Source organism: Motilibacter deserti, from assembly GCF_011250635.1.
GTDB lineage: Bacteria > Actinomycetota > Actinomycetes > Motilibacterales > Motilibacteraceae > Motilibacter_A > Motilibacter_A deserti.
This window is the reverse complement of the sequence record NZ_JAANNP010000003.1, coordinates 217,349-230,626: the sequence shown is the minus strand read 5'-3', so window position 1 is coordinate 230,626 and position 13,278 is coordinate 217,349. Positions and strand designations below refer to the sequence as shown.

Genomic DNA, 13,278 nt, shown 5'->3' with positions numbered 1-13,278 from the left:
GGCCAGGCCGTGTCTCGACCGTTGGTACTGACTGGAGGGTATAGCCCCCGCGCCGAGGATCCACACCTCGATGCGGGGCCGGCGGCTACCCCTTCGGCTCCGGCACGGCGTCGACGCCGGCCTCCTTGCGCTGCTGCGGCGTGATCGGGGTCGGCGCGCCGGTGAGCGGGTCGTAGCCCGCCCCGGTCTTCGGGAAGGCGATGACGTCGCGCAACGAGTCCACCCCGGCGAGGAGCATGCAGATGCGGTCCCAGCCGTAGGCGATGCCGCCGTGCGGAGGCGGGCCGAACGCGAACGCGTCGAGCAGGAAGCCGAACTTGTCCGCCGCCTCCTCGTCGGAGATGCCGAGCAGCGTGAAGACGCGGCGCTGGACGTCGCCGCGGTGGATACGGATCGAGCCGCCGCCGATCTCGTTGCCGTTGCAGACCATGTCGTACGCGTAGGCGAGCGCCTCGCCCGGGGCCTCCTCCAGCCGGTCGAGCCACTCGGCCTTCGGCGAGGTGAACGGGTGGTGCAGTGAGGTCCAGCCGCCCTCCTCGGTCTGCTCGAACATCGGCGCGTCGACGATCCAGAGGAAGGACCACGCGGACTCGTCGATCTGGCCGGTCCGCTTGCCGACCTCGAGCCGCGTCGCGCCGAGCAGGGCCAGCGCGCTGTTGCGCTCGCCAGCCGCGAAGAACGCGCAGTCGCCCGGCTGGGCGCCGACCGCCTCCCGCAGGCCGGCGCGCTCCTGCTCCGAGAGGTTCTTGGCGACGGGGCCGCCGAGCTCCCCGTCCTGGCCGAAGGTGACGTAGGCGAGGCCGCGCGCGCCGCGTTGCTTCGCCCACTCCTGCCACGCGTCGAACGTCTTGCGCGGCTGGGCGGCGCCTCCCGGCATCACGACGGCACCGACGTGCGGGGCCTGGAAGACGCGGAACGGCGTGTCCTTGAAGTAGCCGGTCAGGTCGACGAGCTCATTGCCGAAGCGCAGGTCCGGCTTGTCCGAGCCGTAGCGCGTCATCGCCTCGGCGTAGGTCATGCGCGGCACCTCGCCGATGTCGTGGCCGAGCACGCCCTGCCAGATCGCCCGGATCACGGCCTCGCCGAGCTCGATCACGTCCTCCTGCTCGACGAAGCTCATCTCGATGTCGAGCTGGGTGAACTCCGGCTGCCGGTCGGCCCGGAAGTCCTCGTCGCGGTAGCAGCGGGCGATCTGGTAGTAGCGCTCCATGCCGGCGACCATGAGCAGCTGCTTGAAGAGCTGCGGCGACTGCGGAAGCGCATACCAGGAACCAGGCTGCAGGCGTACGGGGACCAGGAAGTCGCGTGCCCCCTCAGGGGTGGAGCGCGTCAGGGTCGGGGTCTCGATTTCGACGAAGTTGCGCTCGGCCAGGACGTTGCGCGCGATCCGGCTGACCTCGCTGCGCATGCGCAGCGCGCGGGCGGGGCCTTCACGGCGCAGGTCGAGGTAGCGGTAGCGCAGCCGCGTCTCCTCGTTGACCTCCTGCTGGTCCAGCTGGAACGGCAGCGGAGCCGCCTCGCTCAGCACCTCGACCTCGGACGCGACGACCTCGACGGCGCCGGTCGGGATCTCGGTGTTCTCGTTGCCCTCGGGGCGGGTGCGGACCTCTCCCGTGACCTTGACGCAGTACTCCGCCCGCAGGTCGTGCGCGACGTCGGACTCGCGGACGACGACCTGGACGATGCCGGACGCGTCGCGCAGGTCGAGGAACGCGACGCCCCCGTGGTCGCGACGGCGCGCGACCCATCCGGCGAGCACCACGGGCTGGCCGGCGTGCTCGGCGCGCAGCGTGCCTGCTTCGGTCGTGCGGATCACTGGGGCTCTCCCTGCGGGACGTGTGCTTGTGCGACGGCTTCGGTCAGGTGGTTCGTCAGGCTGTCGAGCGGGACGGCGGCCTGCTCGCCGGAGCGCAGGTCCTTGACCTGCGCGGAGCCCGCGTCGAGGTCGCGCTCGCCGAGGACGACGGCGTAGGCGGCGCCACTCCGGTCCGCGCCCTTCATGGCGCCCTTCATGCCGCGGTCGCCGTACGCCATGTCCACCCGGACGCCGCCCTTTCGCAACGCGCCGGCGACCGTGACCAGCCGCGCCTTGGCGGTCGCGCCGAGGGGCACCAGGTAGACGTCGCAGCGGGACTCGTCGGCCGGCATCAGGCCCTCGACGCGGCAAGCCAGCAGCGCGCGGTCCACGCCGAGCCCGAAGCCGATGCCCGACAGGGCCTGGCCGCCGAGGGACTCCATCAGGCCGTCGTAGCGGCCGCCGCCGCCGATGCCGGACTGGGCGCCGAGGCCGGGGTGCACGAACTCGAAGGTCGTGCGGGTGTAGTAGTCCAGGCCGCGGACCATGCGGGGGTTGATGTCGTAGCCGACGCCGAGCGCGTCGAGGTGGACGCGCACTTCGCTGAAGTGCGCTGCGTCCTCGGCGCAAAGGTTGTCCAGCATCAGCGGCGCGTCGACGAGCTGGCGGCGGACCTCCTCGCGCTTGTCGTCGAGCACGCGCAGCGGGTTCAGCGCCGCACGGGCCCGGGTCGCCTCGTCGAGGTCGAGCGCGCTGAGGAACTCCTGCAGGCGCTCGCGGTAGGCGGGCCGGCACTGCGCACATCCCAGCGACGTGAGCTCGAGCCGGTAGCCGGAAAGGCCGAGCGAGCGGAAGCCCTCGTCGGCGATCGCGACCACCTCGGCGTCCAGCGCAGGGTCGTCGGTGCCGATCGCCTCCACGCCGACCTGTGAGAACTGGCGGTAGCGCCCGGCCTGCGGCCGCTCCGCGCGGAAGAACTGCCCGGCGTACCAGAGCTTCACGGGCAGCTGACCGCGGTCGAGGCCGTGCTCGATGACCGCGCGCATCACGCCCGCCGTGCCCTCGGGGCGCAGCGTGATGGAGCGGCCGCCGCGGTCCTCGAAGGTGTACATCTCCTTGCTCACCACGTCGGTTGACTCGCCGACGCCACGGACGAAGAGGCCGGTGTCCTCGAAGACCGGGAGCTCGACGTAGCCGTAGCCGGCGCGGCGGGCGGGCGCGCTGAGCGCGTCGCGCACGGCGAGCCAGGCGTTCGAGTCGGGGGGGACGTACTCCGCGACCCCCTTGGGGGCCTGGAACGTCGAGGAGCCGGCCATGTCAGCGCACTTCCGCGAGGTCGAGCAGGAACGGGTTCGACGCGCGCTCCGCGCCGATGGTGGTCTCCGGCCCGTGCCCGGGCAGCACCCGGGTCTCGTCGGGCAGCGGGAGGATCTTCGTCTCCAGGCTGCGGCGCATGTCCGCGGCGCTCCCCCGGGCCAGGTCGGTGCGGCCGATCGAGCCGGCGAACAGCACGTCGCCCGTGAGGTAGGTGGGGCGCCCGTCCTCGGCGAGCCCGAAGAGCACCGACCCCGGCGTGTGCCCAGGAGCGGAGTCGACGCGCAGGCGCAGGCCCGCGACCTCGAGCTCCGCGCCGTCCTCGAGCGGGCGTACGTCCTCCGGCTCGGTCCACTCCAGCCCGGCGGCGGTGAACGCCGCGCGGGTCTGCGGGCTCATCGTGGCGAGCGGGTCGCGCAGCAGGAAGCCGTCGTCATCGTGCAGGTAGGCCGAGACGCCGCGCGCATGACAGACCGGGACGACGGAGAAGACGTGGTCGATGTGACCGTGGGTCAGGAGCACCGCCGCGGGCCGCAGCCGGTGCTGCGCGAGCAGCTCGTCCAGCCCGGGGACGACGCCGATGCCGGGGTCGACGACGACGCACTCCTCCCCGGGGCCCGGCGCGAGGACCCAGCAGTTCGTGCCGAAGGCCGCAGCCGGGAGTGCGGCGACCAGCACTGGCGTCCTCCGCTTCCACAGTGTCTCGAGAGCCGTCCGTCGCGGCCGCCCGGGCGGCGCGTTCCTCGGTCCGGGCTCCCGCGGCGACGGACGTCGGGAACGACGGCGGGCGCGCCGAGACTACCTCGCGACCACGCCGGGTGCGGGGACGGCCGGTGCGGAAGGGGCGGGGCTGCCTAGACTGTGCCCGTCATCCGTCAGGTGTAACGCCGTGAGGCGCGAGGAGGGCCGGCCTTGGCCGCCAGCAACAAGAGGGAGCGTCAGCTGGCGCGCGAGCGCTACGTCCGCCAGCAGGCCCGCCGGGCCGAGGCTCGGCGGCGACGCCGCCAGCGGACCCAGGTGATCGCCGCCGTCGTCGCAGTAGTCGCCGTCATCGCCGGCGTGGCCGTGCTCTCGTTCATCCTGAACAACGACGACGACACGCTCGACACCCCGGCCGCCGCGCCCGACACCACCGCCTCCGCCGAGGCCACTCCCGCCGCGCCGGTCGTCGCCGGCTGCACGGCGACGAGCGCCGCCGGCAGCCTGAATGCTCCGAGCTTCGACAAGGAGCCCGAGCTCACGGTCGAGAAGGCGGACTACACCGCCACTCTCGACACCAACTGCGGCACCATCGAGCTCACGCTGGACGGCGCGAAGGCGCCGCACACCGTCAACTCCTTCGCCTTCCTGGCCGGGGAGAAGTACTTCGACGGCACGTCCTGCCACCGCCTCACGACGAGCGGCATCTTCGTCCTCCAGTGCGGCGACCCCACGGGCACGGGCACCGGCGGGCCGGGCTACCAGTTCCAGGACGAGAACCTGCCGAAGGACGGGGCCGCGAACTACCCGGCCGGCACCGTCGCCATGGCCAACAGCGGCGCGGGCACCAACGGCAGCCAGTTCTTCCTGGTCTACAAGGACACGCAGCTCCCGCCGAACTACTCCGTCTTCGGCAAGATCACCAAGGGCCTCGACATCCTCGAGAAGGTCGCGGCCGCCGGTGACGACAGCGGTGGCGACGGCAAGCCGAACCAGCCCGTCACCCTCAACACCGTCACCGTCGCCAAGGCAGGGGGCTGACTCCCATGACAACCAGCGACTTCGGCCGGGTGGCCGAGGACGGCACCGTCTATGTGCGTGTCGGGGAGGTGGAGCGCCCGGTCGGCTCCTACCCCGGTGCCACGCCCGACGAGGCCCTCGCCTACTTCGCCCGCAAGTACGACGCGCTGGTGGCGGAGGTCGCGCTGCTCGAGCAGCGGGTCCGCAAGGCCGAGCTGGGCCCCAAGGACGCGGGCTCCTCGATCGAGCGGCTGCGCATCGCGATCGCCACGGCCAACGCCGTCGGTGACCTCGACGCCCTCAGCGGCCGGCTCGACTCGCTCTCCTCGCTCGCCGAGCAGCGCCGGGCCGAGTCCGACGCCGCCCGCGCGAAGGCGCGCGACGAGGCCCGTGAGACGAAGGAGCACATCGTCACCGAGGCCGAGTCCCTGGCCGAGGCGACGGCGTGGAAGGCCACGGGCGAGAGGTTCCGCACGCTGCTCGACGAGTGGAAGGCCGCGCCGCGGCTCGACCGCAAGACCGACGACGAGCTGTGGAAGCGCTTCAGCGGGGCGCGGTCCACCTTCGACCGCAACCGCCGCCAGCACTTCGCGGCCCTCGACGCCGAGCGGGCCGAGGCCAAGGTGCGCAAGGAGGCCCTGGTCAAGCAGGCCGAGGAGCTCTCCGAGTCCACCGAGTGGGGCCCGACGGCCGGCCGCTTCCGTGACCTCATGTCGCAGTGGAAGGCCGCCGGCCGGGCCGGCCGCGACGACGAGGAGGCGCTGTGGACGCGCTTCCGCGCCGCACAGGACGCCTTCTTCAGCGCCCGCAACGCGGTGATGTCCGAGCGTGACTCGGACCAGCGGGCCAACCTCGAGGCCAAGGAGGCGATCGCCGCCGAGGCCGAGCAGCTGCTCCCGATCACCGACCACCGGGCTGCGCGCCGTGCGCTCCGCGCCATCTCCGAGAAGTGGGAGGCGGTCGGCCACGTCCCGCGCGGCGACCGTGACCGCGTCGAGGGCCGGCTGCGCCGGGTCGAGGACGCCGTGCGCGCCGCCGAAGAGGACGAGTGGAGGCGGACCAACCCCGAGGCGCGCGCCCGCGCCGAGGCCACCGTCACGCAGCTGCGGGCAGCCATCGACAAGCTGACCGACCAGGCCGAGAAGGCCCGCGCCGCCGGCAAGGAGAAGCAGGCCACGGACGCCGAGTCGGCCATCGAGGCCCGTCGCTCGTGGCTGGAGGAGGCCGAGCGCGCGCTCGCCGAGTTCTCGCGCTGACCCTCCCCCACCCTCCCTCCCCCCCCGCTGATCATGCACATGTGGCGAGTTATCCACAGCTGACGGCGGACGGCGTTCTGCAGGGGCATGGGGCCACCACCGTGGCCCCATGCCCCTTCTGCTCGACCGCCCCTTCTCCCGCAGATCCGCGCTGGCTGCCGGCCTCACGCCCGGCGAGCTCCGGGGGCTGGTCTCTGCCCGGCTCGTCCGTCGCGTGCTGGACGGCGTGTACGTGGGGGCGGACGTACCGGACTCGTTCGAGCTGCGATGCGCCGCCGTCGCGCTGGCACTGCCGGCCGGTGCGGCGCTCTGCCGCGAAGGTGCCGCGTGGTTGTACGGCGTCGACACCCGCGACCCGGCCCGCCGCGACGACCCACCCCGTCTCGACATCGCGGTGCCTCGGGGAACGACGATCGTCCGGCGCCGTGGCATCAGGTGCTTCGTCCAAGACCTCTCCCCCGTCGACCTCCGGCTGCTTGACGGCGTCGCCGTGACCTCGCCGCTGCGGACCGGCATCGATCTCGCCCGCTGGCTGCCACGACCGGACGCGCTCTGCGCGCTCGACGCGCTGGCCCACACCGGCGTACTCGACCTGGACGAGGCGCGCGCGGGAATTGTCCGCTGGGCGGAGCACGCCTTCGTGGTGCAGGCGCGGGAAGTGCTTGTCCTTGCCGACGCGGGCAGCGAGTCGTGGGGCGAGTCACGCTGCCGGCTGCGCCTGCACGACGCCGGCTTCCCGGCCCCCGAGCTGCAGATTTGCGTACGCATCGGGGACCGCAGCTTCCGTCTCGACATGGGGTGGAAGGCGAGGCGCAAGGCGCTCGAGTACGACGGCGAGGCCCATCACTCGTCGGCGGACGACCGCGCTTCCGACCAGGAGCGGCGCGCTCTGTTGCGGAGGGCTGGCTGGGACGTCGCCGTCGTCACGAAGGAGCACGTGCTCGGCGGCGGCACCGGCTTCGAGCAGGTCGTCGCCGAACTGCTCGGCATGCCTCCTACCCGCGGGCCGGCCAGCGACTGGCGGTGACCCGTGGTCTATAGACAACTCGCCACATGTGCATGATCAGCGAGGGTGGGGTGCAGTCCGGGCCCGTGCGCGTCAGACCGGGTCCGTACGGGCGTCAGACCGGGGTCGGGGCGGGCGTGGAGCCGGCGCCGGGGCTGGTGAGCCGGTTGACGTCATAGACGCCCTCGATGCCGCGGACCGCCTTGAGCACGTGGCCGAGGTGGGTGGTGTCGCCCATCTCGAAGGTGAAGCGGGAGACCGCCACCCGGTCACGCGTCGTCGTGACCGACGCGGACAGGATGTTGACGTGCTGGTCCGAGAGGACCCGCGTGATGTCCGAGAGCAGGCGGCTGCGGTCGAGCGCCTCGACCTGGATCTGGACGAGGAAGACGCTCTGCGACGTCGGCGCCCACTCGACCCCGACCATGCGCTCGGGCGAGAGGGACTGGCTGGCGACGTTGACGCAGTCGGCGCGGTGCACCGAGACGCCGTTGCCGCGGGTCACGAAGCCGACGATGGGGTCGCCGGGCACCGGAGTGCAGCAACGGGCGAGCTTGACCCAGACGTCGGGCGCGCCGCTGACGACGACGCCCGGGTCGCCGGCCGGGCGGGCGCGGCCGCGAGCCAGGTGGCTCGCGGTCGGGACCGTGGCCTCGGCCATGTCCTCCTCGGCGGCCTCCTCGCCGCCGAGCGACTGGACGAGCTTGGCGACGACGGACTGGGCGCTCACGTGGTTCTCGCCGATGGCGGCGTAGAGCGCCGAGATGTCCGGGTAGCGCAGCTCGTTGGCCAGCGCGGTCAGCGCCTCGCTGGACAGCAGCCGCTGCAGCGGCAGGCCCTGCTTGCGCAGCGTGCGGGCGAGCGCGTCCTTGCCGTGCTCGATGGCCTCCTCGCGCCGCTCGCGGGAGAACCAGTGCTTGATCTTGTTGCGCGCCCGGGGGGACGCGACGAAGGTCAGCCAGTCCCGCGACGGCCCGGCGTTGGTCGCCTTGGAGGTGAAGATCTCGACGGTGTCGCCGTTCTCGAGCTTGGACTCGAGCGGGACGAGGCGCTGGTTGACCCGGGCGCCGACCGTGCGGTGGCCGACCTCGGTGTGGACGGCGTAGGCGAAGTCCACCGGGGTCGAGCCCGTCGGCAGCGCGACGACCTCACCCTTCGGCGTGAAGACGTAGACCTGGCCGCTGGACAGGTCGAAGCGCAGCGAGTCGAGGAACTCTCCCGGGTCCTCGGTCTCCTTCTGCCAGTCGAGCAGCTGCCGCAGCCAGCTCATGTCGCCGGTCGAGCCGTCGTCGTTGCCGCCGCCGCTGACCGCGGTGGCGTCCTCCTTGTACTTCCAGTGCGCGGCGACGCCGTACTCCGCCCGCCGGTGCATCGCGTGCGTCCGGATCTGCAGCTCGACGGGCTTGCCCTCGGGGCCGATCACCGTCGTGTGCAGCGACTGGTACATGTTGAACTTCGGCATCGCGATGTAGTCCTTGAAACGCCCGGGAACGGGGTTCCACCGGGCGTGGACCGTGCCGAGGGCGGCGTAGCAGTCGCGGACCGTGTCGACGAGGATGCGAATGCCCACCAGGTCGTAGATGTCGGCGAAGTCGCGGCCGCGCACGATCATCTTCTGGTAGACGGAGTAGTAGTGCTTCGGCCGACCGGTGACCGTGCAGCGGATCTTCGCCGCCGTCATGTCCTGCTGGACCGAGTCGATGACGCCGGCGATGTACTCGTCGCGGCTCGGCGCCCGATCGCGGACGAGGTTGACTATCTCCTCGTAGAGGCTGGGGTAGAGCGTCGCGAACGAGAGGTCCTCGAGCTCCCACTTGACCTTGTTCATGCCGAGCCGGTGGGCCAGCGGGGCGTAGATCTCCAGCGTCTCGCGTGCCTTGCGCTCGGCCTTCTCGGCCGGGATGTAGCGCCAGGTCCGGGCGTTGTGCAGCCGGTCGGCGAGCTTGATGACGAGGACGCGGATGTCGCGCGACATCGCGACGACCATCTTGCGCACGGTCTCGGCCTGGGCGGCGTCGCCGTACTTGACCTTGTCGAGCTTGGTCACGCCGTCGACCAGGCCGGCGACCTCGTCACCGAAGTCGGCCCGCAGCTGCTCGAGGGTGTAGTCGGTGTCCTCGACCGTGTCGTGCAGCAGGGCCGCGCACAGGGTCGGGGGGTTCATGCCGAAGCTGGCGAGGATCGTCGCGACCGCCAGCGGATGGGTGATGTAGGGGTCGCCGCTCTTGCGCCGCTGGCCGCGGTGACATCGCTCGGCCACGGCGTAGGCGCGCTCGAGGTCGCGTAGGTCGGCCTTGGGCTGGGTCTCGCGGACGAGCCGGAACAGCGGCTCGAGGACCGGGTTGGTGCCGCTGCGCTGGGCGCCGAGCCGCGCGAGCCGCTTGCGTACGCGGGCGGTCGCCGGCGCCTCGGGCCGGGCCGGCGGCGCCGGGGGCTCGGGCGCGGGACGCGACGGGCGTGCCGACGGGGCGAGCGCGGCCGGCGCGCTCTCGGACGCACCGCCGGCTCTAGCGGCGGCGCCGTTGCCCGACGTCCCGGCGGAGGCGCGGCCGACCTCGACCGCTGCGCCTGCCCGGTCTTCGCCCACGCGCTACCCCCTCGTCGCCTCGAGCCATCAGTCTATGCGCGGGGAAGCATCCGTGCGGGCTGCCGGGCAGGGAGGGCGAGCCTAGGCCTGCAGCAGCGCGGAGATCGAGCGCCCGGGCAGCGCCTGGCGGCCGCCAAGCGCCGCGATCTCGAGCAGCACGGCGATGCCGACGACCTGCGCGCCGCTGCGCTCGAGCAGCCCGACCGTCGCGGCGAGCGTGCCGCCCGTGGCGAGCACGTCGTCGACGACGAGCACCCGGGCTCCGGGAGCGAGCGTGCCCTCGCGGAGCTCCAGGACGGCCTCGCCGTACTCGAGCGCGTAGGCGGCGGAGAGCGTCGGGGCCGGCAGCTTGCCCGCCTTGCGCACCGGGACGAAGCCCGCGCCGGCCCGGAACGCGACGGGCGCCGCGAGCATGAAGCCGCGGGCCTCGATCCCGACCACGGCGTCGACGTCACCGGCCAGCTCCGCCAGGGCGTCGACGGTCGCGGCGAAGGCCGCGGCGTCGGCGAGCAGCGGGGTGATGTCCTTGAAGAGCACCCCCGGCTGCGGATAGTCCGGGACGTCGCGGATGTACGCCGCCAGCCCGTCCCGGCCGACGGGCTGACGCGAAGGCCCGGCCTGACCGGCCGGGCCTTCGCTGAGGTCGTGCGTCACGTACGAGCCCTACCTGCGCTTGCCGCGGGGGCCGCTACCGGGGCGCGAGCCTCCGCCGCGGCGCGGCTGGGGGCGCTGCCCGGCGGCGCCGCCGGGGCGCGGACGCGTCGGGCCCGGGGTGGGCGGGACGTCGTCGTCCGGACCGGCGCCCGCCTCCTCGAGCGTCGCGAGCGAGGTCGCACCCCCGCCGGAGGCGGGCGCGGCCTGGCCGGCGGCCGCCGCCCGGGGCTGGCCAGTGCGGCGCGGAGCCGCCCCGCCCGCACGCCGCATCTCCACACGCTTGGCGAGCGCCTTCATGCCGGGCTCGCGCTCCTTGAGGTCGGCGAGCAGCGGCGTGGCGATGAAGATCGAGGAGTAGGTGCTCGCCGCGATACCGACGAAGAGCACCAGCGACAGGTCCTTGAGCGTGCCCGCGCCGAGCAGGAACGCGCCGACGAACAGGATCGCGCCGATCGGCAGCAGCGCCAGCAGCGAGGTGTTGATCGAGCGCACCAGGGTCTGGTTGACCGAGAGGTTCGCGGCCTCGCTGTAGGTCATCCGGCTGCTGCCCTGCAGGCCGGCCGAGTTCTCCCGTAGTGAGTCGAAGACGACGACCGTGTCGTACAACGAATAACCCAGGATCGTCAGCAAGCCGATCACGGTGGACGGCGTGACGTCGAAGCCGACGAGGGCGTAGACGCCGACCGTGATGAGGATGTCGTGCAACAGCGCGACGAACGCGGCGATGGCCATCTTGAACTCGAAGACGATGGCGATGAACACCGCGACGAGGATGAGGAAGACCACCAGCCCCCACGCCGCGCGTTCGGTGACCGCGCCTCCCCACGAGGGGCCCACGACCTGGACGTTGACCTCGGACGCGGCGACGCCGCACGCGTCGGCGAGCGCGTTCGTCACGGCGTCGGGCTGCTCGCCGGTCAGGTCGCCGGTCTGCACGCGCAGCGTGTTGTCGTTGAGCTTCTGGACGATCGTCTCGCCCTCGACCTCTTCGCCGACCGCGCCGCGGGCGTCCTCGATCGAGCAGTTCGCGTTGGGTACGCGGAACTCCGCCCCGCCCTTGAACTCGATGCCGAAGTTCAGCCCGCGGAAGAACAACGCGAGCAGCGTGATGACGAGGATCGCCGCCGACACGGCGTACCAGGTGCGCTTGCGGCCGACGAAGTCGTAGGCGACCTCGCCGGTGTAGAGCCGGTGTCCGAGCTGTCCGAGGCGGGACATGTTCAGGCCTCCTTGGCCGTGCGGACGCGGGCCGCCGGAGCGGCGGGCGAGGTGTGGCGGCCGACGGCCTCGGGGTTGAGGCCGGACAGCGGGTGGCCGTTGCCGAAGAACTTCGTGCGCACCAGCAGGGACACCAGCGGCTTGGTGAACAGGAAGACGACCACGAGGTCGATGAGCGTCGACAGGCCGAGGGTGAAGGCGAAGTTCTGCACGCGGCCGATCGCCAGGAAGTAGAGCGTGGCCGAGGCCAGGATCGTGACGCCGTCGGCGACGAGGATCGTGCGCCGGGCGCGGCGCCACGCGTGCTCGACGGAGGTGCGGATCGTGCGGCCCTCGCGGATCTCGTCGCGCAGCCGCTCGAAGAAGACGACGAACGAGTCGGCGGTGATGCCGATCGAGACGATGACGCCGACGACGCCGGCGAGGATCAGCGTGAAGCTGATGAGGCTGCCGAGCAGGACGATCAGGCCCCAGGTGAGGACGCCGGCGACCACCAGGCTCGCGACGCTGACCAGGCCGAGGCCGCGGTAGAAGAGCAGCGAGTAGACGAGGACGAGCACGAGGCCGATGGCGCCGGCCAGGATGCCCTTGTCGAGCTGGTCCTCGCCGACCGTCGCGGAGATCGTGTTGACCTCGCCCTGCTCGAACGCGAGCGGGAGCGCGCCGTAGCGGAGCACGTTGGCCAGGTCGCGGGCCTCGGTCTCGCTGAAATCGCCGGTGATCTGCGCGTTGCCGTCGGTGATGGCGCCCTGGACGGTCGGCGCGGAGATGACCGCGTTGTCGAGGACGATGGCGAACGCGTTCTCCGGCGCGGCCTTGGCGACCAGGCTCTGCGTCGCGTCGGAGAACTGGCGGGTGCCCTCACCGTCGAAGTCGAGCTGGACGAGCCAGTCGTTGGCGGTGTTCGGGGTCAGGCCCGCAGTGGCGTCGTCGACGTTCTCGCCCTGCACGAGCACCGGGCCGAGGAGGTACTTCGCCGACCCCTCGCGGTCGCAGGCCACCACCGTCTCTTCGGCCGGGAACTCGACGCCGCCGCCGCGGTTCTCGGCCGCGGTGCAGTCCTTGTCGGTGAACTCCTGCTGCACCTCGGGCGGGATGTTGGCCGTCGGGTCGGCCGCGGCCGGGTCCTCGGTGGGCACGGGAGCGGGCTCGGGGGCCGGCGCCGTCTGCGTCGCGGCCGGCGTCGGCTCCGCGGCGCGCAGGGCGTTCGGGACCACGCGGCCGTTCGACGAGGCGGTCGGGCTCGGCTCTGCGGCGGGCGCGCTGGCCTCTCCCGACGGCGTCGGGGTCGGCTCGGCGATCGGGGCCGCCCCGGTCACGGCAAGGACGGGCCGGAAGGTCAGCTTCGCGGTCGAGGCGATGAGCTTGACCGTCTCGGCGCCCGTCGCGCCCGGCACGGAGACGACGATGTTGTCGCCCTGCGTCTGGATCTCGGACTCGGTGACACCGCGCGCGTCGACGCGCTGGCGGATGATGTCCACCGCCTGGTCGAGCTGGTCGTCCGTCGGCGCCGCACCGGTGTCGGTGCGCGGCAGCAGCACGACGCTGGTGCCGCCCTGCAGGTCGAGCCCCAGGCGCGGCTCGTAGTCCCCGCTGGCGACGATGCCGCCGAAGATCGCGACGATGATCACCAGGAGCACCAGCAAGGTGCGCCCCGGCCGGGAGGCCGTCGCCGGGCCCTTCTTCGTAGCCACTGCTGTCGTGTCTCCTGTGCGTGCTTCAGACGGAG

General features: G+C 72.5%; 10 protein-coding genes. 3 read left to right on the top strand and 7 right to left on the bottom strand.

The genetic code is table 11. The features are described 5' to 3' along the window. Positions 1-85: 85 nt before the first annotated feature. From aspS to G9H71_RS09280, 3 genes are read right to left on the bottom strand one after another with little or no spacing between them, the layout of a single operon-like run. Positions 86-1,816, bottom strand: coding sequence for an aspartate--tRNA ligase (aspS, locus tag G9H71_RS09290; protein ID WP_166281004.1), 1,731 nt, complete (start codon positions 1,814-1,816; stop codon positions 86-88). Continuing rightward, a complete protein-coding gene (gene hisS, locus G9H71_RS09285; protein ID WP_166281002.1) occupies positions 1,813-3,111 on the bottom strand; it encodes a histidine--tRNA ligase in 1,299 nt (432 codons plus the stop codon). Before hisS ends, aspS begins: the two co-directional genes overlap by 4 nt. A 1-nt stretch (position 3,112) precedes the next feature. After that, a complete protein-coding gene (locus G9H71_RS09280) occupies positions 3,113-3,787 on the bottom strand; it encodes an MBL fold metallo-hydrolase (protein WP_166281000.1) in 675 nt (224 codons plus the stop codon). Between the two features lie 234 nt (positions 3,788-4,021). Here G9H71_RS09280 and G9H71_RS09275 point away from each other — a divergent pair, with 234 nt between their 5' ends. From G9H71_RS09275 to G9H71_RS09265, 3 genes are all read left to right on the top strand, one after another. Beyond that, positions 4,022-4,849, top strand: a complete 828-nt coding sequence (locus tag G9H71_RS09275) for a peptidylprolyl isomerase (RefSeq protein ID WP_166280998.1) — start codon at positions 4,022-4,024, stop codon at positions 4,847-4,849. 5 nt (positions 4,850-4,854) lie between these two features. Next, positions 4,855-6,084, top strand: coding sequence for a DUF349 domain-containing protein (locus G9H71_RS09270; protein WP_166280996.1), 1,230 nt, complete (start codon positions 4,855-4,857; stop codon positions 6,082-6,084). 109 nt (positions 6,085-6,193) lie between these two features. After that, a complete protein-coding gene (locus tag G9H71_RS09265) occupies positions 6,194-7,111 on the top strand; it encodes a hypothetical protein (protein WP_166280994.1) in 918 nt (305 codons plus the stop codon). Positions 7,112-7,205: 94 nt separating this feature from the next. Here the strand turns inward: G9H71_RS09265 and G9H71_RS09260 are convergent, their stop codons facing one another. From G9H71_RS09260 to secD, 4 genes are all read right to left on the bottom strand, one after another. Further along, on the bottom strand, positions 7,206-9,677 hold the full coding sequence (locus G9H71_RS09260; RefSeq protein WP_166280992.1) for a RelA/SpoT family protein: 2,472 nt from the start codon (positions 9,675-9,677) through the stop codon (positions 7,206-7,208). Between the two features lie 81 nt (positions 9,678-9,758). Continuing rightward, on the bottom strand, positions 9,759-10,259 hold the full coding sequence (locus G9H71_RS09255) for an adenine phosphoribosyltransferase (protein ID WP_196791899.1): 501 nt from the start codon (positions 10,257-10,259) through the stop codon (positions 9,759-9,761). An 81-nt stretch (positions 10,260-10,340) separates the two neighbouring features. After that, a complete protein-coding gene (secF, locus tag G9H71_RS09250) occupies positions 10,341-11,549 on the bottom strand; it encodes a protein translocase subunit SecF (protein WP_166280989.1) in 1,209 nt (402 codons plus the stop codon). A gap of 2 nt (positions 11,550-11,551) precedes the next feature. Next, positions 11,552-13,243 carry a protein translocase subunit SecD gene (gene secD, locus G9H71_RS09245; protein WP_166280987.1) on the bottom strand — a complete coding sequence of 564 codons (1,692 nt, stop codon included), beginning with the start codon at positions 13,241-13,243 and terminating at the stop codon, positions 11,552-11,554. Positions 13,244-13,278: the final 35 nt, after the last annotated feature.

What these genes read in the sequence shown, in the direction of transcription:
- hisS (WP_166281002.1), bottom strand. Translation starts at nt 3,111, where the DNA reads ATGGCCGGCTCCTCGACGTTCCAGGCCCCCAAGGGGGTCGCGGAGTAC.
- secF (WP_166280989.1), bottom strand. Translation starts at nt 11,549, where the DNA reads ATGTCCCGCCTCGGACAGCTCGGACACCGGCTCTACACCGGCGAGGTC.
- G9H71_RS09265 (WP_166280994.1), top strand. Translation starts at nt 6,194, where the DNA reads ATGCCCCTTCTGCTCGACCGCCCCTTCTCCCGCAGATCCGCGCTGGCT.
- G9H71_RS09270 (WP_166280996.1), top strand. Translation starts at nt 4,855, where the DNA reads ATGACAACCAGCGACTTCGGCCGGGTGGCCGAGGACGGCACCGTCTAT.